Raw genomic sequence first — 25,880 nt, 5'->3', positions numbered from 1 at the left:
TTCCGCCATGACCCCCATGACGTCGAAACACATCATCCTGGTGACCGGCGCGACCGGTCAGCAGGGCGGAGCCACCGCGAGGCGACTGCTCGCGGACGGCCACCACGTACGCGCGCTCACCCGGGACACCACCAGCCCCGCGGCAGTCGCCCTCGCCTCGGCGGGCGCCGAATTGGTCGCGGGCGATCTGGACGACCGCGCCTCGCTCGACGCCGCGGCCCGCGGAGCCCACGGTGTCTTCAGCGTCCAGCCCACCCCCGGTATGCCGGGCCTGCCCGCGGAATACGGACCGGACGACGAGGTACGGCGGGGCAGGAACGTGGCGGACGCCGCGCAGGCCGCCGGGGCCCAACTCCTCGTCTACGCCTCGGCGTTCGGCGCCGACAATGACAGCGGGCTGTCGACGCTGGAGAGCAAGCGGCGCATCGAGGAGCACATCGGCGCGATCGGCATGCCCGCGACCGTCCTGCGCCCCACGTCCTTCATGGAAAACCTCCTCCACCCCGTATGGGGTCTGCGGGGCGGCGCCCTGGCCACTCCGTACAACCCGGACACCCGCCAGCAGTTCATCGCGCTGTCCGACATCGCGGCCTTCGCCGCCCTCGCCTTCGACGACCCCGACCGCTTCCGCTCCCGCGCCTTCGACCTGGCGGGCGACACCCTCACCCCGCCGGAGACCGCCGCCGCCATCAGCCGGGCCACGGGCCACGAGGTCCCGTACGTCCACATCCCTCTCGACGCCGTACGCGCCCAGAGCGAGGAGGCGGCCCGCGGCATCCAGTCCCTCAACGACGGCATCTACCCCTTGGTCGACATCGAGCCCCTACGCGCCCTCCACCCCGGCCTGCTCACCTTCAAGGACTGGCTGACCCACCACGGCGCGGCCCGCTTCAAGGCCCTGCTCAACACATAGCCGAGCGGCGGCGGAAGAGGCCGCGTCCCGTGGTCGGTGGCGCTGTCCGGCCCGGCGCCGGTGATCATCTGCGGGCTTTGAGGCTGCTGTCGGTGATCCCTCGGAACAGCTCGCGAGCCCGCTCGCAGAACTGCTCGACATCCGTGACGTCCGGCTCGTCACCGTCCGCCAGCATCCGGGCCTGGAGCTGCTCGGAACGCAGCCCGCCGTAGCGGGCCCGCACCTCCGTAGTCACCGGCTGAACCGCGATGTGCAGGTGCTTGCGCGCGTCGCGGCCGTGTGACCACATGCAGACGTAGGTCTGCTCAGGCCGGCACAACGTCTCCACGACACGAGCGGTATCGCGCAGCAAGGGGCCGAGTTCCGCCGCTGCCGTGTCGTCGAGTTCCGCGACGGCCACGACATGCTCCCGCGGACCGACGATCAAGGTGCCGAGATTCATCGGTCCGACGACGTGGTTCACCACCCAAGCAGCGGTTTCGTGCAGGACGCCCCCGGGCAACTCCCGGCGCCCGGTCAGGAGGTCACACCCAAGGCACCCCGTCACATCCACGCGCACCAGCCTATACAGAGCCCGCAGCCATGGTGTCGACAGCCAACTCGAAGGCCGCCCATGCTGCGGTGTATCTGCGGCTGATGCGCCGGGAGGTCTGACGCGGCGGGTCAGCCCGCCTGGGAGTCGGAGGGCAGCCGCTTGTTGCCGTCGACGACCGCGCGCTCGGTGATCGCGCTGGTGAAGAGCACGGTGCCGCGCTTGATCGGGCCGTCCTTGGGGGGCTGGGCCTGGACCATGCGCTCACCGAGGAAGGCCAGGCTCTTCTTGTCGAAGATCCACTCCTCGCGCTGGCCATCGGCCTCGTTCAGCCGCGCCACCGCGATGCCATGACGGCCCATGGCGTCGACCGCGTCGTCCACCGCGGCCACACCCGGGATCTTGGCGGCGGCCTTGTAGAGGGCGGGGGCGAGCTTGGCGGGCGGGTAGCTCTCGGTCAGCAGATCGCCGATGGCGACGAAGGCCGCCTGGTCGCGGGGAACCTCCTTGTCCCGGTTCTTGTCGACGTCCTGGTAGATCTTCTTCAGCAGCGCGTCGGGGTCCGTGGGCAGCTTCACCAGGGCGTTGTACGCCGCGCTGATCGGGTGCTCACCGGCCAGGGTGATGCCCTTGTCGCCGGTCTGACCCGGCTCGATCAGCCAGCCGTCCTTCCCCTCAGGGGACTGCCAGACCTGGCGGGGGTGCAACTCCTCGCTGACCACCGTGGTCTTGTCGTCCACGGTCTTGGGGTAGGTGCTGGCCACCTTGGAGGCGATGTAGATGAACTGGCCATCGCCCACCGTGGGCCCGGAGGTGTCGGCCGAGGCCAGGGAGATGCGGTTGAGCAGCTCGGGGGCGGCCTTGGCGTCGGCGGTGCCGACCTGGGTGGTCAGCGCGGGGCCGGTGGCGAGGGGGGTCTTACCGTCGCCGTCGCCGCCATCGCCTCCGGCGAGGGCGAAGCCGCCCACGACCGCCGCGGCCACGGCGCAGGCCATGGCGGGCAGCAGCACGTTCCGGCGCAGGAACGGGTTGCGCTGACGCGCGGGGGCGGCCGGGGCGCCGTTGGTGGTGCGGAGGTCGTCGTGGATCTGGGCCATCAGTTGCTCCTTGTGAAACTCGTGGCGGCCCGCCGGCAGACCCCGCTCCTCGGCGCCCAGGAGTTCCTGGGTCTCCGGCCACTCAGCCGGGTGCGGCTGGGAGGGGCTGGCGTGGTTCATCAGATTCCTTCCTCTGCGGACCGGATCGCGTGGTTGCGATCGCCCTTTACCTGCCGGGTGAGCGGAGTGAGTTCCCGTTTTTTGCGGCCCAGTTCGGCGTCGGCGAGTTTGCGCAGCTTGGTACGGGCTCGGGACAGCCTGGAGCGGACGGTTCCGATGGCGATGTGGAGGGTGCGGGCGACGTCGGCGTACTCCATGCCCTCCCAGAGGCAGAGGACGAGGACCTCGCGTTCGGCGCGCTTCAGCGAAGCGAGGGCGGTGAGCGTGGCGTTGATGCGTCTCCGGTCGTCCACGCGTCCGGCCGTCTCCTCGGCGTGGTCGGGGATCCGCAACGAGTCGGGCCCCGCCTCGGCGGCAGCGGCGGCGGCAGCCCGGTATCGGCGGTTGCTACGGCAGTGGGTACGGGCGACGTTGGTGCCGATGCCCAGGAGCCAGGGCCGCAGGGATCCCCCTTCGGCATCGACCGCCGTACGGCGCCGCCACGCCTCCATGAACGTCGCCGACATGACGTCCTCGGCCACCGACCAGTCGGCGGTCAGGCGGAAGGCGTGGTGGTAGACGGCCTGCGCGTAGGCGTCGAACAGCTCCGCGAACGCATCTGGATCCCCGGCCCGCACCCGGGTTCGCATATCTGTGGTCACGTGTGTTGGCTGACCGGCGCGGTGGGGTGAGTTCCGGTGATGTGGGTCACATGGCGTTCTGGGCGAGAGCACGCCGGAAGTCCGCCCAGGCGGCGGGGGTGAACCGGAGTATCGGGCCGCCGGGGTTCTTGGAGTCGCGTACCGCTACGGTGCCGGGCACGTTCGTGGCCACCTCTACGCACTCGTCAAAGGCGTTGCTCTGGCTCGACTTATGGAAGACCAATTCGGCCACCGCTCATCCCTCCTCTGCTAGCACGACCTGGAAGGCCACCCAGGCGGCGGGCGTGAACCGAAGCATCGGACCGGCGGGGTTCTTGGAGTCACGTATCGCCACGGCATCGGGAACGTTCGTGGCCACCTCGACGCACTCTTCCTCTCCGCGGCTGTAGCTCGACTTACGGAGGGCTAGATCGGCCACCGTTCACCCCTCCTCTGCAAGCACTGCTTGAAAGGCCCCCCAGGCGGCGGGCGTGAACCTGAGTATTCGACCGTCCGGGTCCTTGGAGTCCCGTATCGCCACGATGCCGGGCACGTTCGTGGACACCTCGACGCACTCCCGATCGCCAGTACTGAAGCTGGACTTCCGGAACTCAAGAGCCGCCATGCTCACATCTCTCCTCGGAGCGCTTCGATGAATGACCTGCTCTCCGACTCGGCGAGGGCGTGGCGGGCGATCTTCTCGAACAGCTCCTGGTGCTGAGCGGCTTCGTCACCTCCCTCAACCCATAGCTGGCCGAAGGCAGTTTCTGTATACACCACGTCCATGGCTCCCGGCTCCGCGAACGAGATGATGTTGAATGCCCCGCCCATGCCCAGATGTGCTCCGGCCTCGAACGGCAAGATCTGGACGGTGATGTTCGACTGCTGGGCCGCCTCCTCCAGGCGCTTCAACTGCTCACGCATCACCGTCGAACCGCCAACACGATGCCGGAGTGCGCCTTCGTGGACCACCGCCCACAGGCCGAGAGTCGGCTCCTCGGAAAGCCGCCGCTGTCGCGCGATTCTGCTGGCAACCAACGTCTCACCTCTGTCGGGGTGGCCCTTCGTCGAATTGCCCATCGCCAACGCACGTGCGTAGTCAGGGGTTTGGAGCAGGCCAGGCACCAGACAGAGCTGCCAAGTCCTGATGCTCGTTGCCGCGTTCTCCAACGCGACGTATTCCTGCATGTCCCCGAGGTTCGGGAACTCGTTCCACCACCCCTTCGCCTTGCGGCGTTCGCGGTCGATGCGGGCCAGCTCCAACAACCCACCCACCGCCGCAGGGTCGCTCAGGCCGTACAGCTCGCACAGGGCGCGGATGTCCGGGTCCCGCATCGGTACCCAGCCGCCCTCCATCTTGGCGACCTTGGTCGTGGACCCGGTGAGCACCTTGGCGGCATGCGTCTGCGTCAGGCCCGCTGCGGTGCGGAGCTTGGTCAGCTCACCACCGAGCCTGCGTCCCAGAACGGTCGAGGTGCTATTGCCCTGCATCGGCTGACTTGTCGTCACGCGCACAGTCTGGCCGCCCGGCGAGGCCGCCGCAAACCAGATCGGGGGAAATCCTCCAAGAGGAACTTGTGCGAGGTGAGGCGACGGGACTACCTTCCGTGATGAACCGCTCGCACAGGGACGTCAGTTGGCGGACGTGCTCCGCCCTGCCCTGCCCACTGGAGGTACGCGATGGCATTCGCGCCCCAAGACCCCCGGATCCCGGACCCCAGCGACCCCATCGTCGACGAGGGCCGCGTCGACTACGTCCCGACACCGATAAGCGTGACCAGGGCCCGCCAGCACGCCACGCGACTCGTCGCCGAGTGGGGGCATCCCGCGCTCGCCGACGACGCCGCGCTCATCGTGTCCGAGCTGGCCACCAACGCCGTCCGGCACGCCCGCATCCCCGGGCGGCTCTTCCGGGTTCAGCTCACCCTCACGAAAACCCGCTTACGTATCGCCGTATCCGACCCCCGGGGCGAACGACTCCCCCGCCCCCGCCACCCGTCACCCCGCGACAGGCACGGCCGTGGCCTGCTCATCGTCCGCGCTCTCGCCGCCCGTTGGGGCGTGCGCGAGCGGACCGTGGGCAAGGAGATCTGGGCCGAGCTGGACCTGACCAGCTCACCGACCCAAGCCGAGCCCTAACAAAAAGTGCGGGCCCCGCAGATTTGCGGGGCACGCACAAATTGCTACTCTCGGTCGCATGGGACTGCGAGAGCGCAAGAAGGCCCAGACGCACGCGGCGCTGAGCTGGGCCGCGATCCGGCTGACCGTGGAGCGCGGGTTCGACAAGGTCAAGGTGGAGGACATCGCCGAGGAGGCCAGTGTCTCGCCGCGTACGTTCAACAACTACTTCTCGAGCAAGGCCGAGGCGATCGCGTTCCGCCACCTCGACCGCTTCCTGCGCATCGCGGAGGCGCTGCGCGAGCGGCCGGACGAGCCGCTGTGGGACGCGATCACCGACTCCGTACTGCTGCAATTCGCGGCGGACGCGGAGTCGATGGCCCATCCCCCCGCCACCGACGTGGCGCAGTGGACGGCGGGCGTGCGCGTGATGGTCGCCGAACCGGCGCTGCGGGGCGAGATGCTGCGCGCCGGGGCGACCGCCGAGGCCGAGATCGCCGCCGCGATCACCGAACGCACCGGCGGCGACCTCGATCAGGACCTGTACCCGCACCTCGTCGCGTCGGCGGTGGTGGCCGCCGTACACACCGCCATCGCTCACCATCTCCGCACCGATCCACCCGTGCCGGTGCGCCCCCTGCTCACCGACGCCCTCGCCCGGTTCGCGGTAGGGCTGTCCACGCCGTCCACCCCGTAAGCCCCCCAACTCGCCTGCCCCGAAGGGGAATTCATGATCGAGGTCGTCATCGCAGGCGCGGGGCCCAACGGCCTGATGCTCGCCTGCGAACTCGCCCTGGCCGGTGTGCGTCCGGTCGTCCTGGAACGTCTCACCGAACCGACCGACACGCAGCGCGCGAACGGCCTCGTCGGCCAGGTCATCCGCATGCTCGACCGGCGCGGGCTGTACGAGCGGCTGGCCACGCCCGGCACCACGCCCAGACCGGCGCCCCGGTTCACGTTCGGCGCGTTCCCGCTCGACCTGAGCGAGCTGCCGGACAACCCGCTGTACACGCTGTTGGTGCCGCAGCTCCGGATCGAGCGGATGCTCATCGAGCGCGCGGCGGAGCTGGGTGTGGACATCCGGCGCGGGCACGAGGTCATCGGGCTGACGCAGGGCGAGAAGTCAGTGACGGTCGAGCTGCGCGAGCGGGCGCCGATCGAGGCGGAGTTCCTGGTCGGCGCGGACGGCGGGCGCAGCACGGTCCGTAAGCTCACCGGAATCGACTTCCCCGGCGTGACGAGCGACGACTCGGTGTCGCGCACCGGACATGTGAGCGTGCCCGCACACCTGATCGGCCCGGACGGCAGCCTCACCGTGCCCGGTTTCGGCGCCATCCCGCCGTTCCAGCATCTGCGGACCGAGCACGGGCTGATCGCCTGGGCACCGTCCCCGGACGGCGACCCGAAGCTGACCACCGTGGAATGGGGGCAGCCCCCCGAGGGCGAGGCATCGCTGGACGAACTGCGGGCCAGCGCCCGCCGGGTGCTCGGCACGGACGTACCCCTGGGCCCGCCGACCGGGCCGGGACCGCATCTGATGCGGCGGCTGTACGGCGGCAACACCCGGATCGCCGAGCGCTACCGCGCGGGCCGTGTCGTGCTGCTCGGCGACGCCGCGCACGTGCACTCGGCGATCGGCGGCCCGGGGCTCAACCTGGGCCTCCAGGACGCGGTGAACCTCGGGTGGAAGCTGGCGGCGGAGGTCCGCGGCCACGCGGCGGAGGGGCTGCTCGACACATACGAGTCGGAACGACACCCCGCGGCGCGGCGGGTCGCCATGCACACGCAGGCCCAGTCGCTGCTGATCCAGCCGGGCGGCGAGGTGACGGCGCTGCGCGAACTCTTCGGCGAGCTGCTCGACCAGCCCGCGACCCGGCGGCACATCGCGCGGCTGCTCGCCGGCGCGGACATCGCCTACGACATGGGTCCGGCGACCGGCCCGCTCGTCGGCCACTGGGCCCCGGACCTGCCGGGCCTGCGCGACCTGACCCGCACCGCCCGCCCCCTCCTCCTGGACCCCACCGCCGCCCTCGACCCGGGCCCCTGGTCACCCCACGTGGACACCGTGCCCGCCCCCGGCCTCGACACCGCCCTCCTGCTCCGCCCCGACTGCTACATCGCCTGGCAGGGCACCACGAACGACGGTCTGCACGAGGCCCTGGCCACCTGGTTCCGGGCCGCCTGAGGCCGCGGCACGACCGGCCTACGCCTCCGCCACCACCACGTACAGCGTCGCCGAGGCGAAGAACGGGCGGTGGGCGAGGTGGTGCAGCCAGACGGCCGCCTGGTACTCGCTGAGGTAACCGGCCTCGATGGCACGGCGGGTGGTGCGCTCGAATCCGAAGACCCGGTCCGCCGCGCGGACATCGCGGAAGACCTGGGTGACCGGAATGACCTCCGGCACGCGGAACCCGGCGTCGGTGGCGAGTCGGGCGAGCTGGCGGCCGATGGCGGCGTTGCGGATCACCTGCTCGGTGATATGGCGGGTGTAGGCGCGGGAGAGCGACGGGTGGGGGTGGTCGACGGCGAGGGTGTCCCAGTCGGGCTCGCCCATCACCAGCCGCCCGCCAGGCCGCAGGACCCGGCGGAACTCGGCGAGGGCCCGCGCCGGGTCGTCCACCCACTGCAGCACCCGGTCGGTGCGGGCGCGGTCCACCGCGGCGTCGTCCAGGGGAAGGGCGTGGATATCGCCCGGCCTCAGCTCGACGCACGGATGCGCGGCGGTGCGCGCCGCCGCCGCGTCCAGCATCTCCTGGTCGCGGTCGACCCCGATGACCGTACCGCCGGGGGCGACCGCCTCCGCGAGGGCGGGAAGATCGGCGCCGGGGCCGCAGCCCGCGTCCAGAACGGTCAGCCCGGCCCGGAGATCGAGCGCGTCCAGCATCCGCTCTTTGTAGCCGCGCCCGGCGTCGCTCGCGGCGAACCGGATGAGGTAGTCGGCGGACGCGGGCCTGGTGGTCTCGAAGATGGACGCATCGGCAGAGGTCATGGCGTCAGTCAAGCAGAGCCACCTCGCGGAGGCGGCCGCTTCCGCGTGCGCACTACGTGATGCGGCGGCGCGGCGGGGGCGACCCCGGAATTCTTATCCATTCGCGCTGCATCGCCGGACCCGCTCCGGGCCCCGCAACTACCGTGCGACCAACCATGTTTGAGGGCAACCGGTCGAAAAAACGCCAGGAAACCAGCCACTTGTCCCGAGGGGGCCGGCACAAGCGGTCCCGTGACCCGCGCGCGCACTGGCTGCTTCTGCTCCTCGTCCTTCCCGTCATGTTCGGCCTGCTGATGTTCCAGGGCTGGACCACCCATGAGGTCGACGCGGCGAAGGCGCGGCGGCCCTGCACCAGCCCGGTGCCCCGGGCCCTGGCCGACGGGGGGCCGGTGGTGCAGATCAACGGCGATCAGGTGCGGACCGTGGGCATGCCCGCCGGAACGGTCGCGCTCACCTACGACGGCGGGCCCGACCCCGTCCAGACCCCGCGCCTGCTGGACCTGCTGCGCCGGTACGACGCGCGGGCCACGTTCTTCGTCTCCGGCGCCAAGGCGGCGCAGTACCCCGACCTCGTACGCCGGATCCGCGCCGAGGGGCATGAGATCGGGTCGAACACCTACACCGGCGCCGACATGGGCACCGCCTCCCCCAGCCGCTCCCGGATGGAGCTGTCCCTCACCGAGTCGGCGCTGGCGGGCTCCGTGGGGGTCCAGCCGAGGCTGCTGCGGCTGCCGCTGACCACCGATGTGGACACGCTGTGCGGCGACGAGTGGCAGGCGGCGCGGCGGGTCGCCGAGGAGGGGTACGCGCTGGTGGCCGCCGACCGGTCGGCCAAGAAGCCCGCGCAGGGCGTGGTCCGGCAGTTCAGCCAGACGGACACCGCGTATCAGGAGACCGAGAAGCTGCTGAAGGACCCGCGGGCGAAGAAGTTCACCACCGTGACCGGCGGGCTCGGCGTACCCCCGGTCGACGTGCCGGTCTCCAACCTGGAGCGCTGGGAGGGCAAGGCGCTGATCTGGGTCGCGGCCATCGGCCGCGGCTTCGTGTCCACCATGACCTGGGTGCTGGGGATCGCGGGGGCGCTGGGGGTGCTGCGGCTGCTGATGCTCGTGCTGTTCGCCCGTACCCATGTCCGGCGGCTCACCCGCTTCCGGCCCGGCGCGCCCTGGCCGCGCGAGGTGAACGAGCCGGTGACGGTGCTCATCCCCGCGTACAACGAGGAGGCGGGCATCGAGGCCACCATCCGGTCGCTGCTCGCCTCCACCCATCAGCGCCTTCAACTCGTCGTGATCGACGACGGGTCGACGGACCGTACGGCCGATATCGCCGTGAGCGTCGACGACCCCCGGGTACTGGTGGTCCGCCAGCCCAACGCGGGCAAGGCCGCCGCCCTCAACACCGGGCTGGCCCACACCCGGCACGACATCGTCGTGATGGTCGACGCCGACACCGTCTTCGAACCGGACGCCATCCACCAGCTCATCCAGCCCCTCGCCCACCCGGCCGTCGGCGCGGTGAGCGGCAACACCAAGGTCGGCAACCGGCGCAGCCTGCTGGGCCGGTGGCAGCACCTGGAGTACGTCTTCGGCTTCAACCTCGACCGGCGGATGTTCGAGGTGCTGGAGTGCATGCCGACCGTGCCCGGCGCCATCGGGGCCTTCCGGCGGGACGCGCTCATGGGCGTCGGCGGAGTCAGCGAGGACACCCTCGCCGAGGACACCGACCTGACCATGGCGCTGTGGCGGGCGGGCTGGCGGGTCGTCTACGAGGAGACCGCCGTCGCCTGGACCGAGGTACCCACCTCCCTGCGCCAGTTGTGGCGCCAGCGCTACCGCTGGGGGTACGGCACCCTCCAGGCCATGTGGAAGCACCGCCGCGCGGTGGTCTCCCTGGGCTCGGTGGGACGGTTCGGCCGCCGGGGGCTCAGCTATCTCACGCTCTTCCAGGTGCTGCTGCCGCTGCTGGCGCCCGTGATCGACCTGTTCGCCCTGTACGGGGCGCTCTTCCTCGACCCGGGGGAGGCGGCCGGGGTGTGGCTCGGCTATCTCGCGATCCAGATGGTCTGCGCCGGATACGCGCTGCGGCTGGACGGCGAGCGGATGCGGGCACTGTGGTCCCTGCCGTTCCAGCTCTTCGTCTACCGGCAGCTCATGTATCTGGTGGTCATCCAGTCCGTGGTCGCCCTCCTGCTCGGGACGCGGCTGCGATGGCACCGCATCCAGCGCTCGGGGACGGCCGCCCAGGCGCTGGGCGAGGCACCCGCGTACCGGAGCTTGACCTCTAAGTGACGGCATCGACGTGACGGCATCGACGGCCTGACGGATGGGGACCACCCCCGCGTTCAACGCCGCACCGAAGTTGTCATAGCTCTATGAAGCGACGGCGGCCCCTCCGGCCGCTGGGCAGACTGCGCCCTTGACTTCCTCCCCCGCTTAAGGGCGGGGGATTCCAGCGGTCGCCCGCTGGGGTTCCTGCTTCACCGACGACCGCCCCGTCCGGGAGGACTCCCGTTGAGGTCTTACACCGTCTCCACAGGCAGAGGCCGCCAGCCCGGCGGCCAGGATGTTGCGTGCCGCGTTCACGTCGCGGTCATGCACAGCGCCGCACTCACACGTCCACTCACGGACGTTCAGCGGCAGCTTCCCGCGGACCGTGCCGCAGGCCCCGCACAGCTTCGAGCTGGGGAACCAGCGGTCGACCGTCACGAGTTCACGCCCGTACCAGGCGCACTTGTACTCCAGCATCATGCGCAGATCCGTCCACGCCGCATCCGAGATGGCGCGCGCAAGCTTGCCGTTCTTCAGCAGGTTACGGACGGTGAGGTCCTCGATCACGACCGTTTGGTTCTCACGGACGAGACGAGTGGTCAGCTTGTGCAGGAAGTCCCGGCGCCGGTCAGCGATCCGCGCGTGCACACGGGCGACCTTCCGGCGTGCCTTCTCCCGGTTCGCCGAGCCCTTCGCCTTACGGGACAGCTCCCGCTGCGCCTTCCCGAGCCGCTTACGGTCGCGGCGCTCATGCCGGGGGTTGGCGATCTTCTCCCCGGTGGACAGGGTCACCAGGGAGGTGACCCCGGCGTCGATACCCACCGCCGCACTGGTGGCGGGGGCCGGGGTGATGGTGTCCTCGACGAGCAGGGAGACGAACCAGCGCCCGGCGGCGTCGCGGGACACCGTCGCAGTCGTGGGCTCGGCACCCTCCGGGAGGGGACGGGACCAGCGGATGTCCAGCGGCCCGGCCGTCTTCGCCAGCGTCAGGCGCCCCTCGCGCCACGTGAAGGCACTGCGGGTGTACTCGGCCGACGCCCGGGACGTCTTCCGCGACTTGTAGCGCGGGTACTTGGCCCGCCTGGCGAAGAAGTTCCCGAACGCCGTCTGGAGATGGCGCAGCGCCTGCTGGAGCGGGACCGAGGACACCTCCGCCAGGAAGGCCAGTTCCTCGTTCTTCTTCCACTCCGTCAGCGCGGCGGAGGACTGCACGTAGGAGATGCGGCGCTGCTCGCCGTACCAGGCCCGCGTGCGCTCCTCCAGCGCCTTGTTGTACACGAGGCGGACGCAGCCGAACGTGCGGGACAGCTCGGCTGCCTGCTCGTCCGTGGGGTAAAAGCGGTACTTGAACGCCCGCTTGACCTGCTGCGCCATGCCTCACACTCTATCAGCTCCCGTGTGAGGGGCAGGTGTCGGCCGGTGACCGCAGACACCGAATCGCCCTGGCGGCGATTCGCCCTTCCCTGCCCTGCTCCGCAGGAGCTTCGTTTCCTCCCCCGGCTGAAGCCGGGGGTATCCACGAAGGAGTCCCGATGAGCGATCGGTTGGACGGGTGGGCCGCCGCGAACCGGCCGTCGGGGCGGGCCTGGGACATCTCCACGGCGGAGACGCAGAGCATCCCCGTGCAGGGGACCCCCATGCAGGGGACCCAGGGCATGCCCGCGCAGGGAACGCCAGGCGTCCCGACGAAACCCGCCCCGTACCGCAGGGGCGAGGAGACCCTGGCCACCCCCACACTCACCCCCACCCCCACCCTCACCCCCACACCCGAACCGGACCCCACCCCCACCGTCCGGCGCCGCGCCCCCAAGGAGCCCCTCAGCCGGCGCCGCCGGATCATCCGGCTGGCCATCGTGACCGTCTCCGCGCTGCTCCTCGCCTCCGGCAGCGCCTACGTCTGGGCCGACACCCAGCTCAACCGCGAGGTCGACCTCGGCAAATCACCGGACCGCCCACCGCCCGGCAAGGGCACCAACTACCTCATCGTGGGCTCCGACAGCCGGGAGGGCCTCTCCGAGCAGGCCAGGAAGAACCTGCGCACCGGCTCGGCCGAGGGCCGCCGCACCGACTCGATGATGGTGCTGCACACCGGGTCCAACGGCACCACGATGATGAGCCTGCCGCGCGACTCCTGGGTGACCATCCCGGGGTTCCTCCGCCCCGACACCGGCAAGACCTTCGCCCCGTCCCAGAACAAGCTGAACGCCGCGTACTCGATGGGCGGCCCCGACCTCCTCGTCTCGACCATCGAGCGCAACACGGGGCTGCGCATCGACCACTACGCGGAGATCGGCTTCTCCGGCTTCGTGGACGTCGTGGACGCGGTCGGCGGCGTACGGATGTGCGTGGACCGCGACATCAAGGACCCCAAGTCCGGACTGGACCTGCAAAAGGGCTGCCACACCCTCGACGGCGCGAAGGCGCTCGCCTTCGTCCGCCAGCGCAAGCAGGAGGCCAAGGGCGACCTGGGCCGCACCCAGAACCAGCAGAAGTTCCTGGCCGCCCTCGCCGACAAGGCCGCCACACCGGGCGTCCTGGCCAACCCGTTCGCGGCCTTCCCGACCGTACGCGCGGGCCTGGACACGCTCATCGTCGACAAGGACATGGGCCTGCGGAACCTGATGTCCCTGTTCGAGGCGATGAAGGGCGTCACCTCGGGCAACGGCAGGCAGCTCAACGTCCCGGTGGCCAACCCCAACCTCCGGACCTCCAAGGGCAGCGCCGTGCAGTGGAACGTGACGCAGGCGAGGCGCCTCTTCGACCAGTTGCGGAACGACCAGCCGGTGGACATCGCCCCGCCGACGCCGTAAGGCGACACGGTAAGCCCACGCCGTAGGGCGACACCGCAAGGAGAGCGAACCGCGCACGCGTCTTCCCCAACGCGAGTGGCAACAGGTTTCATGGACGACACGCTGATCGACTGCGCTCGCAAGCGCGCGAGGAGGTCCGAGGTTGTCCACGCTCTCCGCCCGCCCCGCCCGCCCATGGTCCGGCTCCGCCGCATCCCGCCCGCGCCCCCGCTGGTCCCCGAGCCGACGCCGTCGACTGGCCGCCGACGCCGCGCTGCTGCTCATCGCGGCCGCGTTTCTGCTCCCGCTCGCCTGGCTGGTCCTGGCCTCCATCGACAGCGACGCCACCCTGCGGGTCTCGGCGCCCGGCTCGCCCACACTGGACAACTTCTCGGCGGTGTGGACGGACGAGATCACCTTCACGCCGATGCTCAACAGCCTGCTCCTGTGCGGCGGCGCCACCATCCTGACCGTCGCCTGCGCCGCGCTGGCCGCCTATCCCCTCTCCCGCTTCCGCTCCCGCGTCGTACGCCCGTATCTGCTGACGGTGCTCTTCACCACCTGTCTGCCGATCACCGCGATCATGGTTCCGGTCTACGGACTCTTCGTTCAGGTGGACCTCATCGACACCATGTCCGGCACGGCGCTCTTCCTCGCCGCCTCCCAACTCCCCTTCGCCATCTGGCTGATGAAGAACTTCATGGACGGCGTGCCGGTGATCCTGGAAGAGGCCGCCTGGACCGACGGCGCCTCCTGGCTGCAGAGCCTGACCCGGGTCATCCTGCCGCTGATGGGCCCGGGCATCACGGTGGTGATGATCTACAGCTTCATCATGATGTGGGGCAACTTCTTCGTCCCCTTCATGCTGCTGCTCTCCCCCGAACAGCTCCCCGCGTCCGTCTCGATCTTCACCTTCTTCGGCAACTACGGCCAGGTCGTCTACGGCCAGTTGGCCGCCTTCTCGATCCTCTACTCGACGCCTGTGCTGCTGCTCTACATCCTGATCTCCCGCCGCCTGGGCGGCGGCTTCGCCCTGGGCGGCGCCGTCAAGGGATGACGGCGGCGCCGCTGCTACGGGGTGCCCGGCGGTTCTGTCTTCCCCTACCCGCCCCTTCCCGATACCAGAGGCTCCGCCCCTGGACCCCGGGGGCGGAGCCCGCCACGCGGCGGAGCCGCCGTACCGATGCCCCGGCAACGGGCGGGAAGGCGAGACGCCCGCCCATTCCCGCCACCGGGGGCCGGGCAGAGCCCCAATAACGGCAAGGGGCCAGGAGAGGACCCCAGAAGCGGAGCCCCACCACGCGGCCCAGCCGCCATGCCCCGGCACCGGGCGGGGAGACGAGATGCCCACCCGCCCGTTCCCGCCACCGGGGGCTGGGGCAGAGCCCCAGTTACGGCAAGGCGCGGGGAGGGGAACCCCAGGGGCAGAGCCCCACCACGCGGCCCAGCCGCCATGCCCCGGCAACGGGCGGGAAGGCGAGACGCCCGCCCGTTCCCGCCACCGGGGGCCGGGCAGAGCCCCAATAACGGCAAGGGGCCAGGAGAGGACCCCAGAAGCGGAGCCCCGCCACGCGGCCCAGCCGCCATGCCCCGGCACCGGGCGGGGAGACGAGATGCCCACCCGCCCGTTCCCGTCACCGGGGGCTGGGGCAGAGCCCCAGTTACGGCAAGGCGCGGGGAGGGGAACAGCCCGCTGCAGGCGGCACAGTCTGCCGGACATCCCGGGTTCGGCCGGTGGTTCAGCCCTTGGGCAGGCTCGGCGCCGCGCAGCCGTGGTGTTCGGCCGAGGCGGCGGCGAAAGCCGCCAGCGCGGCGCGTTCGTAGGCGAGGTCGGGGCGACGGCGGGTTTCGCCGTCGGCGTCGGCGGCGCGGATGAGGTAGAGGGCGGAGTCGGCGCCGCGCGGGCAGGTGGCACCGGCCCAGTAGGCGCTCTGGCCGAGCCGTCCGGCGGGCTTCTCGGCGGGGGTCACGTTCTCGTAGTCGTAGTCCCGGGTGTACTGGGAACGGGCGTCCTCCGCGTACGGGCCGTAGTACGCCTCAAGGCGGTAGAGCGGTGAGCCGTCCCGCGTGCCGAGGACGCAGCTCTCGCGCGGCGCGCGGTCGCGGGCGGTCTCGCGGGCGGTGGAGACGGCGGAGCGGGAGGCGGTGGGGACGGCCGCACAGGTGCCCTTGGCGCCGAGCAGCGGTTCGTACTCGTCCTCGTTCACCGGCAGGCCCACCGTACGGACGGATGTGCCCAGGCGGGCGCCGCAGCCCCAGTGGTCGTTGGCCGCCTCGGCGGTGGCGGTGGCGGTGCGGACGAAGTCGGGGCGGACGGCGGGGTCGTCGAGGGTGAGGGCGCCGCGCAGCGCGGTCTCGACGGTGATCAGCAGGCTGTCGCCGCGCCGGGCGCAGTCGAGCAGCACGGCGGTGGTGGCCTTGCCGTCCTCGGCGTCGTCCAGCCGTGCGGTCTCGGTGGCGAAGAGGCCGGACCAGCCGTTGCCGAGGGGGACGGGAAGCGTGTGGCTCGCGGGTACGGCGGCGTAGAGCTCGCCGTTTCCGTACTCGGCGCGGGGGCGGGGCGAGCCCGCGATGGTGACGGCGATGTGGCCGGTGCCCTCGGCGGCGATCCGGCAGCGGACGGACAGGCTGTTGGCCCGCTTGCCGCCGCTTGTGGCGGCCTTGTCGCCGAAGGCGCCCTCGGTGCGGTTGGTCACGTCCAGTTCGGCGTCCTCGCCGAGCACCGCGCGGACGTCGCCGACCGGAAGCACCCCGTCGCAGGCCCCGTCCAGCGCCCGGTCCTCGCTGCCCGCGAACCAGACGATCGCTCCGGTGAGGGCGGCCAGCGCCATCGCGACGGCCACCAGGGCCCGGACCCGGCGCCGGGTGAGTGGGGGTCGGGTCAGTGCCACTGCTCCACCTCCCCGAGCACCTTGGTGTCGCGGCAGTCCGCCGACGCGGGCCAGCCGTCCTCGGCGTCGAGATAGCGGTCGAGAACCGTACGGGCGGTGGTGGAGAGCCTGGCGCGGTCCTTGCCGCTGATGACGGCGGTCTCGCCGTCCTCGAGCCGGATCTCGGGGAGGACGGCGACCCGGTGGTAGGTGGTGCGGCCGCCGCACACCGACTGGGCCCACAGGGCGAGTTGGGGCCGTCCGGCGTAGGAGGAGACGCGGTCCTCCTGCCGTACACCACGACCGGCGTCCGCCTCAGAGTCCGCCTCGGAACCGGCCTCTGAGGGGCTCGCGTCCTCCTGCGCTCCCCACCCGGGCACATGACCCTCGCGTTCGTAGGAGTCGTAGGCGGACCGGCCGAGGACCCCCGACCAACTGGCCGCCTCGACCTCGGTGACCTGCCACTCCTTCGGGCGCGGGCGCTTCCCGGCGTTCTTCGCCGCGTCCCACTCCCCGGCGCAGGCGCTCAGGGCGGTGGACTCCTGCAGATCGCCGAGGGTGGTCCAGGAGCCGGAGGCGATGCCGGGGAGTGAAGAGCCGTCGATCCACTCGCATTTGCGCAACGCCCGGCCGGGCGCGCCATGGGTCTCGTCCGTGTCCACCACGGTTTTCGGCATCGCGAGCGGGCCGGAGCCGCAGTGCTGGGCCTTGGTGAGGACGTTGGCGACCTGTACGGCGGTACGGAAGCCGAGGAGCGCGGTGACGCGGTCCGGCTTGCCGTTCCCCGACGTCGCCTCGTCGGCGTCGTCCGCCCCGTCGGCCCCGTCGGCGTCGTCCGCCCCGTCCGTGACCCGGGCCGTCACATACAGATCGGTCGTGGGCCGGACCCGGCCGCCGAGCCCGCCCAGGCAGTCGGTCACCAGCCAGGCTCCCCGCTTGCCGTACTGGCCGGTGGTGCCCGGCGCCACGAAGGTGCCGTGGCCACCGGCCGGTTCCAGCAGGTCCCGGGTCTCGACGGGCTGGGGGACATCGGACACCAGCGCCTCGGCATGGACCGTGACCCCGTAGCCGTCTCCCCAGGACAGCGAGCAGTCCAGTAACGAACGGCTCTCCTGGCCGGGGGCGAGCATCGTGCCGTGCTGTCCGAGCTTGCCCGGCCGCTCGTCACGCACCAGCCGTTCGAGGTCCCCGTACGGCAGGGTGCTGTCGCACGCCTTCCTCAACTGGGCCTGGTTGGCGGCGAGATGGCCGCCACCGCTGTCCCTGGTGGCGAGGACGGCTCCCGCGATCCCCACCACCGCCATCAGTACGACGAGGGGCTTGCGGCGCTGCCGCGCACGGCCCCATAAACCACGCATCCCGCCCTTGACTCCTCACATCTCCTGATCAGTTCCCCCTTGATCAGGCGGGGACAGTATCAGAGGGGCGGAAGACCCGCCGAAGGCCGCCCACAGCCGACGAGAGAGGCGAGAGCGCCCCCAACGACCAAGCGAGCGCGGCGGCCTGACGGATCAGAAGACCGACTCGGCCTCGTCCATCCGGTCGACCGGAACGGTCTTGAGCTCGGTGACCGCCTCGGCGATCGGCACCATCGTGATGTCCGTGCCGCGCAGCGCGGTCATCATGCCGAAGTCGCCGCGGTGCGCCGCCTCGACGGCGTGCCAGCCGAAGCGGGTGGCCAGCACGCGGTCGTACGCGGTGGGCGTGCCGCCGCGCTGCACATGGCCCAGGATGACCGGGCGGGCCTCCTTGCCCAGGCGCCGCTCCAGCTCGGCCGCGAGGCGGTTGCCGATACCGGTGAACCGCTCATGGCCGTACTGGTCGATCGCGCCCTTCTGGTACTCCATGGAGCCCTCGGCCGGGTGCGCGCCCTCGGCGACGCAGATGACGGCGAACTTCTTGCCGCGGGCGAACCGCTCCTCGACCATCTTCACCAGCCCGTCGACCTCGAAGGGCCGCTCGGGCAGGCAGATGCCGTGGGCGCCGCCGGCCATCCCGGACTCCAGCGCGATCCAGCCCGCGTGGCGCCCCATGACCTCGACGACCATGACCCGCTGATGCGATTCGGCGGTGGTCTTCAGCCGGTCCATCGCCTCGGTGGCGACGCCGACGGCGGTGTCGAAGCCGAAGGTGCGGTCGGTGGAGGAGATGTCGTTGTCGATCGTCTTCGGGACGCCGACGATCGGCAGCCCGGCGTCGGAGAGCATCCGCGCGGCGGTGAGGGTGCCCTCGCCGCCGATCGGGATCAGCACATCTATCCCGTAGTCACGCGCGTGGTCCTTCGAGGTCTCGCACGCCTCGCGCAGCCGGGCGCGCTCCAGCCGGGAGGATCCGAGGATGGTGCCGCCGCGGGCCAGGATGCCGCTGACGGCGTCGAGGTCGAGCTTGTGGCGACGGCCGTCGAGGAGGCCCTTGAAGCCGTCCTCGAACCCGATCACCTCGTCGCCATGGCCGGCGACCGCGCGGTGCACCACCGACCGGATCACAGCGTTGAGGCCGGGGCAGTCGCCGCCTGCGGTGAGAACTCCGATGCGCATCGTGCTGTGTCTCCTGCTCCCTACGGGTAGATGTGAGCCAGTCCGATTGTTTCATGGGCGGGGTAGTGCTGTATCCCCCAAGCGGCCAGCGCCTTAATCACGGTCGCAGGTATTGTCAAGAGGACCGGGCCGTTCAATGTGGCCAATTTGTGTCCCCCGGGCGCACAAACGGAAAACACCCGAGAACGCCAGAGGAACGGAGAGTGCGCGTGACACGCAGCGTGTACGTGACCGGAGTCGAGCGTGGCGACGGACGCCAGGTCGTGGAGCTGGGGGTGATGGAGCTCCTGACCCGTCATGTGGACCGGGTCGGCGTCTTCCGCCCCCTGGTGCACGACGACCCCGATCGCCTCTTCGACCTGCTGCGGGCGCGCTACCGGCTCGGCCAGTCGCCGGAGTCGGTCTTCGGCATGACGTATCACGAGGCGGCCACGCTCCAGGCCGAGCGGGGCGCCGACGAACTGGTCTCGCAGCTCGTCGGCCGCTTCCACGAGGTCGCCGACGCGTATGACTACGTCCTGGTGCTGGGCAGCGACTACGCGGCCACCAGCCTCCCCGACGAACTGGGGCTGAACGCACGGCTCGCCAATGAGTTCGGCGCCTCGGTGATCACGGTCGTCGGCGGGCAGCGGCAGACCGCCGAATCGGCCGGCGCCGAGGCCCACAACGCCTACCGCGCGTACGAGGCGCAAGGCTGCGATGTGGTCGCGGTGGTCGTCAACCGGGTGGTGCCCGGGGACCGCGAGGCCCTCGCCGAGCGGCTGGCCGCCAAGCTGCCGGTCCCCAGCTATGTGCTGCCCGAGGACCCGTCGCTGTCGGCGCCCACCGTCTCCCAGATCGTCCGCACCCTGGGCGCGGAGGTGCTGCTCGGCGATGACACCGGGCTCTCCCGGGATGTGCGGGACTTCGTCTTCGGCGGCGCGATGCTGCCGAGCTTCCTGCCCGCGCTGACCGAGGGCTGTCTGGTGGTGACGCCCGGGGACCGCGCGGACCTGATCGTGGGCGCGCTCGCCGCGCACAGCGCCGGCGCCCCGCCGATCGCCGGGGTGCTGCTCACCCTGGACGAGCGGCCGGGCCCGGACATCCTGGCGCTGGCCTCGCGGCTGGCCCCGGGGACCCCGGTGGTGTCGGTGGCGGGCGGGTCCTTCCCGACGGCGGCCGAGCTGTTCGCCATCGAGGGCAAGCTCACGGCGAGCGCGCCGCGCAAGGCGGAGACCGCGCTCGGCCTCTTCGAGCGGCATGTGGACACCGCCGCGCTGACCGAGCGCATCTCGGTGGGCCGCTCCGGCCGGGTCACCCCGATGATGTTCGAGCGCGAGCTGATCGAGCGGTCCCGATCCCGTCGCCGCCGGGTGGTGCTGCCCGAGGGCGCGGAGGAGCGGGTGCTGCGCGCCGCCGACGTACTGCTCCGCCGCGATGTGTGCGATCTCACACTGCTGGGCGAGGAGGGCGCGATCCGCAAGCGCGCCGCCGAGCTCGGCATCCAGCTCGCCGAGGCGCGGATCGTCGATCCGCAGACCTCCCCGCTGCGCGAGCGCTTCGCCGAGGGGTACGCGAAGCTGCGCGCCCACAAGGGCGTCTCCTACGAGCTGGCGTACGACGTGGTGGCCGACGTCTCCTACTTCGGCACCCTGATGGTCCAGGAGGGCCTGGCCGACGGCATGGTCTCGGGCGCCGTGCACTCCACCGCCGCCACCATCCGGCCCGCCTTCGAGATCATCAAGACCGCGCCGGGCGCCGAGATCGTCTCCTCGGTCTTCTTCATGTGCCTGGCCGACCGGGTGCTGGTGTACGGCGACTGCGCGGTCAACCCCGACCCGGACGCCGAGCAGCTCGCGGACATCGCCATCCAGTCGGCGACGACGGCCGCCCGGTTCGGGGTGGAGCCGAGGATCGCGATGCTGTCGTACTCCACCGGCACCTCGGGCTCCGGCGCGGATGTGGACAAGGTCCGCAAGGCGACCGCGCTGGTCCGCGAACGCCGCCCCGATCTGCTGGTCGAGGGTCCGATCCAGTACGACGCGGCGGTGGACGCCGCGGTCGCGGCGACCAAGCTGCCCGACTCCGAGGTGGCGGGCAACGCCACTGTGCTGATCTTCCCGGACCTGAACACCGGCAACAACACCTACAAGGCCGTGCAGCGCTCGGCGGGCGCCGTCGCGGTCGGCCCGGTGCTGCAGGGTCTGCGCAAGCCGGTGAACGACCTGTCCCGCGGGGCACTCGTCCAGGACATCGTCAACACCGTCTCGATCACCGCCATCCAGGCCCAGTCCCCGGCGTCCCCCGCGTCGCCGACCTCCCCGGCGTCCCCCACAGAGAAGGCGCAGTCCGCGTGAACGGCTCCCGAGTCCTCGTCCTCAACTCCGGCTCCTCGTCCGTGAAGTACCAGCTTCTGGACATGGCCGACGGCTCCCGGCCGGCCTTCGGCATCGTGGAGCGGATCGGTGAGGGGCCCGTGGCCGACCACGCGGCGGCCCTCAAGCAGGTGGCCGACGAACTGGCCGCCCAGGGCCTGGGGCTCGACTCGCCCGAGCTGGCGGCGGTCGGCCACCGGGTGGTGCACGGCGGCACCCGGTTCACCGAGCCGGCCCTGATCACCGATGAGGTGGTCGAGGAGATCGAGAAGCTGATCCCGCTGGCACCGCTGCACAACCCGGCCAACGTCACCGGGATCAAGGTGGCCCGCGCGCTGCGCCCGGACCTGCCGCAGGTCGCGGTCTTCGACACGGCGTTCCACTCGACCATCCCGGAGGCGGCGGCGCGCTACGCGATCGACGTGGCGACCGCCGACCGCTGGGGGGTGCGGCGCTACGGCTTCCACGGCACCTCGCACGCGTATGTCTCCCGGGCCACCGCCGCCCTGCTGGGCAAGGACCCGGCGGAGGTCAACACGATCGTGCTGCACCTGGGCAACGGGGCCAGCACCTCGGCGGTGCGCGGCGGCGTCTGCGTGGAGACCTCGATGGGGCTGACCCCGTTGGAGGGCCTGGTGATGGGTACCCGCTCGGGGGACATCGACCCGGCGGCGATCTTCCATCTGTCCCGGGTGGGCGGTATGTCGACCGAGGAGATCGACACGCTGCTCAACAAGCGCAGTGGGCTGGCCGGTCTGTGCGGGGACAACGACATGCGCGAGATCGGCCGCCGGATGGGCGAGGGCGATCAGGCCGCCCAGCTCGCCTTCGACATCTACATCCACCGACTGCGGAAGTATGTGGGCGCGTACACCGCGGTACTCGGGCGGGTGGACGCCATCGCGTTCACCGCCGGTGTGGGGGAGAACTCCGCGGCGGTACGGGAGGCGGCGATGCGCGACCTCACCGCGTTCGGCATCGAGGTGGACGGCGTCCGCAACGCGCTGCGCTCCGCCACGACGCGGCTGATCTCCACGGAGTCCAGCCGGGTCGCGGTGGCCGTGGTGCCCACCGATGAGGAGCTGGAGATCGCCGGCCGGACGTTCGACCTGGTCAGCGCCTAGCCTCCGGTTCCGGCTCCGCTATGCCCAAGACTCAAAAATTCCGCTCCGAAACAAACCGATAGGATCAGCCTCATGCGCCGTTCCAAAATCGTCTGCACTCTGGGCCCCGCTGTCGACTCCTACGATCAGCTCAAGTCCCTCATCGAGGCCGGGATGAACGTGGCCCGGTTCAACATGAGCCACGGAACCCACCCGGAGCATGAGGAGCGGTACCACCGCGTCCGCAAGGCATCCGAGGAGACCGGGCACGCGGTCGGCGTCCTCGCCGACCTCCAGGGCCCCAAGATCCGTCTGGAGACCTTCAAGGACGGGCCGGTGGAGCTGGTCCGCGGGGATGAGTTCATCATCACCACCGAGGACGTGGAGGGTGACCGCACCATCTGCGGCACCACCTACAAGGGGCTGCCGGCCGATGTCTCCAAGGGCGACCAGGTCCTGATCAACGACGGCAATGTCGAGCTGCGGGTCACCGCGGTCGAGGGCTCCCGGGTCCGGACCATCGTCATCGAGGGCGGGGTGATCTCCGACCACAAGGGGATCAACCTGCCGGGTGCGGCGGTCAATGTGCCCGCGCTGTCCGATAAGGACGTCGAGGACCTGAAGTTCGCCCTGCGGATGGGGTGCGACATGGTCGCCCTGTCCTTCGTCCGGGACGCGTCCGACGTCCGGGACGTCCACCGCGTCATGGACGAGGTGGGCCGCCGGGTGCCGGTGATCGCCAAGGTGGAGAAGCCGCAGGCGGTCGCCAATATGACCGAGGTCGTCGCGGCCTTCGACGGGGTCATGGTGGCCCGTGGTGACCTCGCGGTGGAGTATCCGCTGGAGAGGGTCCCGATGGTGCAGAAGCGGCTGATCGAGCTCTGCCGCCGCAACGCCAAGCCGGTGATCGTCGCGACCCAGATGATGGAGTCGATGATCACCAACTCCCGGCCGACCCGCGCCGAGGCCTCCGACGTCGCCAACGCGATCCTGGACGGCACCGACGCGGTGATGCTCTCCGCCGAGTCCTCGGTCGGCTCGTACCCGATCGAGACGGTCAAGACGATGTCCCGGATCGTCCAGGCCGCCGAGCAGGAGCTGCTCTCGCGCGGTCTGCAGCCGCTGGTGCCCGGCAAGAAGCCGCGCACCCAGGGCGGTTCGGTGGCCCGCGCGGCCGCCGAGATCGCCGACTTCCTCGGCGCCAAGTCGCTGGTGGCCTTCACCCAGTCCGGCGACACCGCCCGCCGGCTCTCCCGCTACCGCGCCCAGCAGCCGATCCTGGCCTTCACCACCGATGTGGCCACCCGCAACCAGCTCACCCTGAGCTGGGGCGTGGAGTCCTTCGTGGTGCCCTATGTCGAGCACACCGACGCGATGGTCGACCTGGTCGACGCCGAGCTGCTGAAGCTGGGCCGCTACGCCGAGGGCGACACCATGATCATCACCGCCGGTTCGCCTCCCGGCGTCCCCGGCACCACCAACATGGTCCGGGTGCACCACCTGGGCGGCGCGAGCCAGTAGCCCGCCGAACGCGCCCGTGGGCACCGTCTCCGAGTGGAGGCGGTGCCCACGGTCGTTTCCCTCCCGGAGGAGGGGTGTGCGGCTCCCGAACGGGTCGGTGATCTCGCGGAGTCACTCCCCGGTCTTGGACAGATGCATACCCGGGATGGTCAGGTCACCACCGAACTGGCCGGCCTGCGTGACCGTGACATCGGTGAAGAACACCTCGGGGATGTTGACCGGCGGCGGGGTCTTGGGGCTGAAGGTGATCGGGATGAGCCCCAGCAGGTTCCCCTTCAGCTCCTCGGTGTACATGGTCACCGTGCCGTTGCGAATGGTCGAGGTGGACCCTTCGCGCCCCTGCACATGGGTCGTGGTCCCGGCCGGGCCCACCACCAACTGGTGCAGATCCTTGATGTCCACACCCGAGGCGGTGAACTTCAGGACCTTCTTGATCTGGCCGCCCTGCGTCTTGACCTCCACGATGCCCTTGTAGTCCAGGCCGTGCAGGCTCAGCAGGGTGCTCTTGAGGGTCCAGGGGTCCTCGGGCAGCAGGCTCGAGGTCGGCTCGGTCTCGGCGTTGTCGTACGCGTCGGCGTCGAACTCGGGGCAGGGGAACGCCTCCTTGCCGTTCGCGTCCTTCGAGGCGGACGAGGAGGGCTTCGGAAGCGCCTTGTCCGCCTTGTCCTTGGCGTCCTCGACGGTCTTCCCCACCCCGTCCACGGTGTCCTTGAGGCCCTTGCCGACCTTGTCCACCGTGTCCTTGACCGGATCGGTGGGCTTGCCGGAGCTCTTGGACTTCGACGCGGACGGAGACGGCGACGAGGTGGGCTCGGCGCTCGACGAGGGGCTCGGCGAGGCGCTCGGCCCGGCCGACTCCTTGGCCTTCTCATCGGGCGTCAGGATGTCGTGGAGCGCGTCCCCGAGACCCAGCGGGTCCAGGGGGTTCTTGGACTTCGACGGGCTCGGCGAGGCCGACGGCTCCTCGTCCCCGGCACCGGACGACGGCGCGGAGGAGGAACGGGACGGAGACGGCGTGGAGGTGGCCTTGTCGTCGTTCGAGCCCGCCTTGCCGTCCGAGGACTTCTCGGACCCCTTGGAGCCGTCCTGGGAGCCCTTCTCGGGCGAACCCTTCGAGTCCTCGGCGTCCTTGCCCTTGGCGTCCTTGGAGTCCTTGTCAGCCTTCTCGTCGCTCTGCGAGTCCGAGGCGTCCTTGCCGCCCTTGGAGTCGTCCTTGTCCGCCTCGTCCGGCTGGGACACACACGGCCCGGCCTTGTACCGGTCCTCGGGCCGGGGGTTGGCCGAGGCGAGCTGCGGAGTGAGCCCCATGCCCATCAGCACGGCCGTCGGCATCGCGGCCAGCGCGATGGCCCTGCCGGCGGGCACCTGAAGGCGGGTGAGTACCGACTTCTTCGGTGCCGCGTGCCGCGGGCCCGTTCTGACCCGGCGCGGACTCACTCCCTCCGGCTGCTCGGGTCGGTCTTCACCCCGCACGGTGCCTCCCATTCCTGGCTTCCTGGTCCGGTGCGGACCCGGCCCCGGCCGGTTCCGGCACGTTGTCACCGTTCCCGTCGTCCTGCGGCGCCGCTCCCGGCCCCTCGGCCGGCTGCGCGGAGGGAGCCTCACCCGGTGCCCAGGAGATGCTCATGCCGCCGCCGAACAGAGCGAGCAGGAATCCCATCAGGAAGCCGCCGAAGTTCGATACGGGGATCGACACCAGACCGAGCAGGATCGTGGCGACTCCGGCGAACACCCGCACCATGGGCTGGAACCACATGGTCAGGCCCAGGACCACCAACAGCACCCCGATGATCAGCGAGGCCGATCCGGCGGTGGTGGACATGTTGATGGTGAATCCGCCCGCGTTGACGTCGTTGTACGGGAAGTACATGATCGGCAACCCCGCCAGCAGGCTCAACAGCCCTGCCCAGAACGGGCGCTGCCAGCGCCACGCCCTGAAGGACTCCCGCCAACGGCTGATGCGGTCACTCGCCCCCGGCGACTCGGCACTCATCGAAAACAGCTCCCTGGGGCTGGCGATCGGTGTGATCGCGGTTGTTCTACAGCAGTA

24 protein-coding genes are annotated in these 25,880 nt (G+C 70.7%); 10 read left to right on the top strand and 14 right to left on the bottom strand.

Annotation, left to right across the window (positions count from 1 at the left end; genetic code table 11):
• Nucleotides 1–7: 7 nt before the first annotated feature.
• Entirely contained in the window at nt 8–913 is a 906-nt protein-coding gene (locus tag STRVI_RS07335) for an NmrA family NAD(P)-binding protein (protein ID WP_014054991.1), read from the top strand.
• A gap of 64 nt (nt 914–977) precedes the next feature.
• Here the strand turns inward: STRVI_RS07335 and STRVI_RS07330 are convergent, their stop codons facing one another.
• The 7 genes from STRVI_RS07330 to STRVI_RS07300 form a co-directional block, all read right to left on the bottom strand.
• Complete coding sequence (locus tag STRVI_RS07330) at nt 978–1,355, bottom strand: hypothetical protein (protein ID WP_251982570.1); 378 nt, start codon at nt 1,353–1,355, stop codon at nt 978–980.
• A gap of 221 nt (nt 1,356–1,576) precedes the next feature.
• Nucleotides 1,577–2,662 (bottom strand): CU044_5270 family protein, encoded by a 1,086-nt coding sequence (locus STRVI_RS07325; protein ID WP_014054989.1) that lies wholly within the window; start codon nt 2,660–2,662, stop codon nt 1,577–1,579.
• Entirely contained in the window at nt 2,662–3,303 is a 642-nt protein-coding gene (locus STRVI_RS07320) for an RNA polymerase sigma factor (protein WP_043235522.1), read from the bottom strand. The genes STRVI_RS07325 and STRVI_RS07320 overlap by 1 nt, the downstream gene beginning before the upstream one ends.
• A 46-nt stretch (nt 3,304–3,349) precedes the next feature.
• Nucleotides 3,350–3,535, bottom strand: a complete 186-nt coding sequence (locus STRVI_RS07315; RefSeq protein ID WP_014054987.1) for a DUF397 domain-containing protein — start codon at nt 3,533–3,535, stop codon at nt 3,350–3,352.
• A 3-nt stretch (nt 3,536–3,538) separates the two neighbouring features.
• On the bottom strand, nt 3,539–3,721 hold the full coding sequence (locus STRVI_RS07310; RefSeq protein ID WP_014054986.1) for a DUF397 domain-containing protein: 183 nt from the start codon (nt 3,719–3,721) through the stop codon (nt 3,539–3,541).
• A gap of 3 nt (nt 3,722–3,724) precedes the next feature.
• The gene (locus STRVI_RS07305) at nt 3,725–3,907 is read right to left on the bottom strand and encodes a DUF397 domain-containing protein (protein WP_014054985.1); all 183 of its coding nucleotides are present in this window, start codon (nt 3,905–3,907) and stop codon (nt 3,725–3,727) included.
• 2 nt (nt 3,908–3,909) lie between these two features.
• Nucleotides 3,910–4,773, bottom strand: coding sequence for a helix-turn-helix domain-containing protein (locus STRVI_RS07300; protein ID WP_014054984.1), 864 nt, complete (start codon nt 4,771–4,773; stop codon nt 3,910–3,912).
• Between the two features lie 189 nt (nt 4,774–4,962).
• On the opposite strand from STRVI_RS07300, the gene STRVI_RS07295 reads away from it, so the two are divergent.
• Genes STRVI_RS07295 through STRVI_RS07285 form a run of 3 tightly spaced genes read left to right on the top strand, consistent with a single transcriptional unit; the run spans nt 4,963 to nt 7,585 of the window.
• Nucleotides 4,963–5,421, top strand: a complete 459-nt coding sequence (locus tag STRVI_RS07295) for an ATP-binding protein (RefSeq protein ID WP_014054983.1) — start codon at nt 4,963–4,965, stop codon at nt 5,419–5,421.
• 58 nt (nt 5,422–5,479) lie between these two features.
• Nucleotides 5,480–6,097: a TetR family transcriptional regulator gene (locus STRVI_RS07290; protein ID WP_014054982.1), complete on the top strand. Its 618-nt coding sequence runs from the start codon at nt 5,480–5,482 to the stop codon at nt 6,095–6,097.
• Nucleotides 6,098–6,130: 33 nt separating this feature from the next.
• Nucleotides 6,131–7,585 carry an FAD-dependent monooxygenase gene (locus STRVI_RS07285; RefSeq protein ID WP_014054981.1) on the top strand — a complete coding sequence of 485 codons (1,455 nt, stop codon included), beginning with the start codon at nt 6,131–6,133 and terminating at the stop codon, nt 7,583–7,585.
• An 18-nt stretch (nt 7,586–7,603) separates the two neighbouring features.
• Here STRVI_RS07285 and STRVI_RS07280 read toward each other — a convergent pair whose 3' ends face one another.
• Nucleotides 7,604–8,401, bottom strand: a complete 798-nt coding sequence (locus tag STRVI_RS07280) for a methyltransferase domain-containing protein (protein WP_014054980.1) — start codon at nt 8,399–8,401, stop codon at nt 7,604–7,606.
• Between the two features lie 143 nt (nt 8,402–8,544).
• Here STRVI_RS07280 and STRVI_RS07275 point away from each other — a divergent pair, with 143 nt between their 5' ends.
• Nucleotides 8,545–10,677 (top strand): glycosyltransferase, encoded by a 2,133-nt coding sequence (locus STRVI_RS07275; protein ID WP_014054979.1) that lies wholly within the window; start codon nt 8,545–8,547, stop codon nt 10,675–10,677.
• 144 nt (nt 10,678–10,821) lie between these two features.
• On the opposite strand, the gene STRVI_RS07270 is transcribed toward STRVI_RS07275, so the two are convergent.
• The gene (locus STRVI_RS07270) at nt 10,822–12,030 is read right to left on the bottom strand and encodes an RNA-guided endonuclease InsQ/TnpB family protein (RefSeq protein ID WP_014054978.1); all 1,209 of its coding nucleotides are present in this window, start codon (nt 12,028–12,030) and stop codon (nt 10,822–10,824) included.
• A gap of 158 nt (nt 12,031–12,188) precedes the next feature.
• On the opposite strand from STRVI_RS07270, the gene STRVI_RS07265 reads away from it, so the two are divergent.
• Nucleotides 12,189–13,466: an LCP family protein gene (locus STRVI_RS07265; protein ID WP_014054977.1), complete on the top strand. Its 1,278-nt coding sequence runs from the start codon at nt 12,189–12,191 to the stop codon at nt 13,464–13,466.
• 142 nt (nt 13,467–13,608) lie between these two features.
• Nucleotides 13,609–14,502 carry a carbohydrate ABC transporter permease gene (locus tag STRVI_RS07260; protein ID WP_014054976.1) on the top strand — a complete coding sequence of 298 codons (894 nt, stop codon included), beginning with the start codon at nt 13,609–13,611 and terminating at the stop codon, nt 14,500–14,502.
• Nucleotides 14,503–15,184: 682 nt separating this feature from the next.
• On the opposite strand, the gene STRVI_RS07255 is transcribed toward STRVI_RS07260, so the two are convergent.
• The 3 genes from STRVI_RS07255 to STRVI_RS07245 all read right to left on the bottom strand — a co-directional run bounded on the left by STRVI_RS07255 (nt 15,185) and on the right by STRVI_RS07245 (nt 18,852).
• Entirely contained in the window at nt 15,185–16,336 is a 1,152-nt protein-coding gene (locus STRVI_RS07255; protein WP_014054975.1) for a hypothetical protein, read from the bottom strand.
• Nucleotides 16,327–17,673, bottom strand: coding sequence for a hypothetical protein (locus tag STRVI_RS07250; protein ID WP_014054974.1), 1,347 nt, complete (start codon nt 17,671–17,673; stop codon nt 16,327–16,329). Before STRVI_RS07250 ends, STRVI_RS07255 begins: the two co-directional genes overlap by 10 nt.
• Before the next feature lie 153 nt (nt 17,674–17,826).
• Nucleotides 17,827–18,852: an ATP-dependent 6-phosphofructokinase gene (locus STRVI_RS07245; protein ID WP_014054973.1), complete on the bottom strand. Its 1,026-nt coding sequence runs from the start codon at nt 18,850–18,852 to the stop codon at nt 17,827–17,829.
• 209 nt (nt 18,853–19,061) lie between these two features.
• On the opposite strand from STRVI_RS07245, the gene pta reads away from it, so the two are divergent.
• From pta to pyk, 3 genes are all read left to right on the top strand, one after another.
• Complete coding sequence (pta, locus tag STRVI_RS07240) at nt 19,062–21,188, top strand: phosphate acetyltransferase (protein ID WP_014054972.1); 2,127 nt, start codon at nt 19,062–19,064, stop codon at nt 21,186–21,188.
• On the top strand, nt 21,185–22,330 hold the full coding sequence (locus STRVI_RS07235; protein WP_014054971.1) for an acetate kinase: 1,146 nt from the start codon (nt 21,185–21,187) through the stop codon (nt 22,328–22,330). The genes pta and STRVI_RS07235 overlap by 4 nt, the downstream gene beginning before the upstream one ends.
• Before the next feature lie 72 nt (nt 22,331–22,402).
• The gene (pyk, locus tag STRVI_RS07230) at nt 22,403–23,830 is read left to right on the top strand and encodes a pyruvate kinase (RefSeq protein ID WP_014054970.1); all 1,428 of its coding nucleotides are present in this window, start codon (nt 22,403–22,405) and stop codon (nt 23,828–23,830) included.
• 111 nt (nt 23,831–23,941) lie between these two features.
• Here the strand turns inward: pyk and STRVI_RS07225 are convergent, their stop codons facing one another.
• Both STRVI_RS07225 and STRVI_RS07220 read right to left on the bottom strand, forming a co-directional pair.
• Nucleotides 23,942–25,315, bottom strand: a complete 1,374-nt coding sequence (locus STRVI_RS07225) for a hypothetical protein (protein WP_014054969.1) — start codon at nt 25,313–25,315, stop codon at nt 23,942–23,944.
• The gene (locus STRVI_RS07220; RefSeq protein WP_014054968.1) at nt 25,293–25,823 is read right to left on the bottom strand and encodes a DUF6114 domain-containing protein; all 531 of its coding nucleotides are present in this window, start codon (nt 25,821–25,823) and stop codon (nt 25,293–25,295) included. The genes STRVI_RS07225 and STRVI_RS07220 overlap by 23 nt, the downstream gene beginning before the upstream one ends.
• Nucleotides 25,824–25,880: the final 57 nt, after the last annotated feature.

This window comes from Streptomyces violaceusniger Tu 4113 (genome assembly GCF_000147815.2).
In the GTDB taxonomy this organism is placed as follows: Bacteria; Actinomycetota; Actinomycetes; order Streptomycetales; family Streptomycetaceae; genus Streptomyces; species Streptomyces violaceusniger_A.
The sequence above is the reverse complement of the archived record's forward strand: the minus strand, read 5'-3'. Positions and strand labels throughout refer to the sequence as shown.

Bases quoted from the DNA above. Each gene is read 5' to 3' on its own strand.
- STRVI_RS07325 (WP_014054989.1), bottom strand. From the start codon at position 2,662: ATGAACCACGCCAGCCCCTCCCAGCCGCACCCGGCTGAGTGGCCGGAG.
- STRVI_RS07335 (WP_014054991.1), top strand. From the start codon at position 8: ATGACCCCCATGACGTCGAAACACATCATCCTGGTGACCGGCGCGACC.
- STRVI_RS07225 (WP_014054969.1), bottom strand. From the start codon at position 25,315: ATGGGAGGCACCGTGCGGGGTGAAGACCGACCCGAGCAGCCGGAGGGA.
- STRVI_RS07290 (WP_014054982.1), top strand. From the start codon at position 5,480: ATGGGACTGCGAGAGCGCAAGAAGGCCCAGACGCACGCGGCGCTGAGC.
- STRVI_RS07265 (WP_014054977.1), top strand. From the start codon at position 12,189: ATGAGCGATCGGTTGGACGGGTGGGCCGCCGCGAACCGGCCGTCGGGG.
- STRVI_RS07330 (WP_251982570.1), bottom strand. From the start codon at position 1,355: ATGAATCTCGGCACCTTGATCGTCGGTCCGCGGGAGCATGTCGTGGCC.
- STRVI_RS07305 (WP_014054985.1), bottom strand. From the start codon at position 3,907: ATGGCGGCTCTTGAGTTCCGGAAGTCCAGCTTCAGTACTGGCGATCGG.
- pyk (WP_014054970.1), top strand. From the start codon at position 22,403: ATGCGCCGTTCCAAAATCGTCTGCACTCTGGGCCCCGCTGTCGACTCC.
- STRVI_RS07295 (WP_014054983.1), top strand. From the start codon at position 4,963: ATGGCATTCGCGCCCCAAGACCCCCGGATCCCGGACCCCAGCGACCCC.
- STRVI_RS07270 (WP_014054978.1), bottom strand. From the start codon at position 12,030: ATGGCGCAGCAGGTCAAGCGGGCGTTCAAGTACCGCTTTTACCCCACG.
- STRVI_RS07275 (WP_014054979.1), top strand. From the start codon at position 8,545: ATGTTTGAGGGCAACCGGTCGAAAAAACGCCAGGAAACCAGCCACTTG.
- STRVI_RS07300 (WP_014054984.1), bottom strand. From the start codon at position 4,773: ATGCAGGGCAATAGCACCTCGACCGTTCTGGGACGCAGGCTCGGTGGT.
- STRVI_RS07245 (WP_014054973.1), bottom strand. From the start codon at position 18,852: ATGCGCATCGGAGTTCTCACCGCAGGCGGCGACTGCCCCGGCCTCAAC.
- STRVI_RS07285 (WP_014054981.1), top strand. From the start codon at position 6,131: ATGATCGAGGTCGTCATCGCAGGCGCGGGGCCCAACGGCCTGATGCTC.
- STRVI_RS07220 (WP_014054968.1), bottom strand. From the start codon at position 25,823: ATGAGTGCCGAGTCGCCGGGGGCGAGTGACCGCATCAGCCGTTGGCGG.
- STRVI_RS07250 (WP_014054974.1), bottom strand. From the start codon at position 17,673: ATGCGTGGTTTATGGGGCCGTGCGCGGCAGCGCCGCAAGCCCCTCGTC.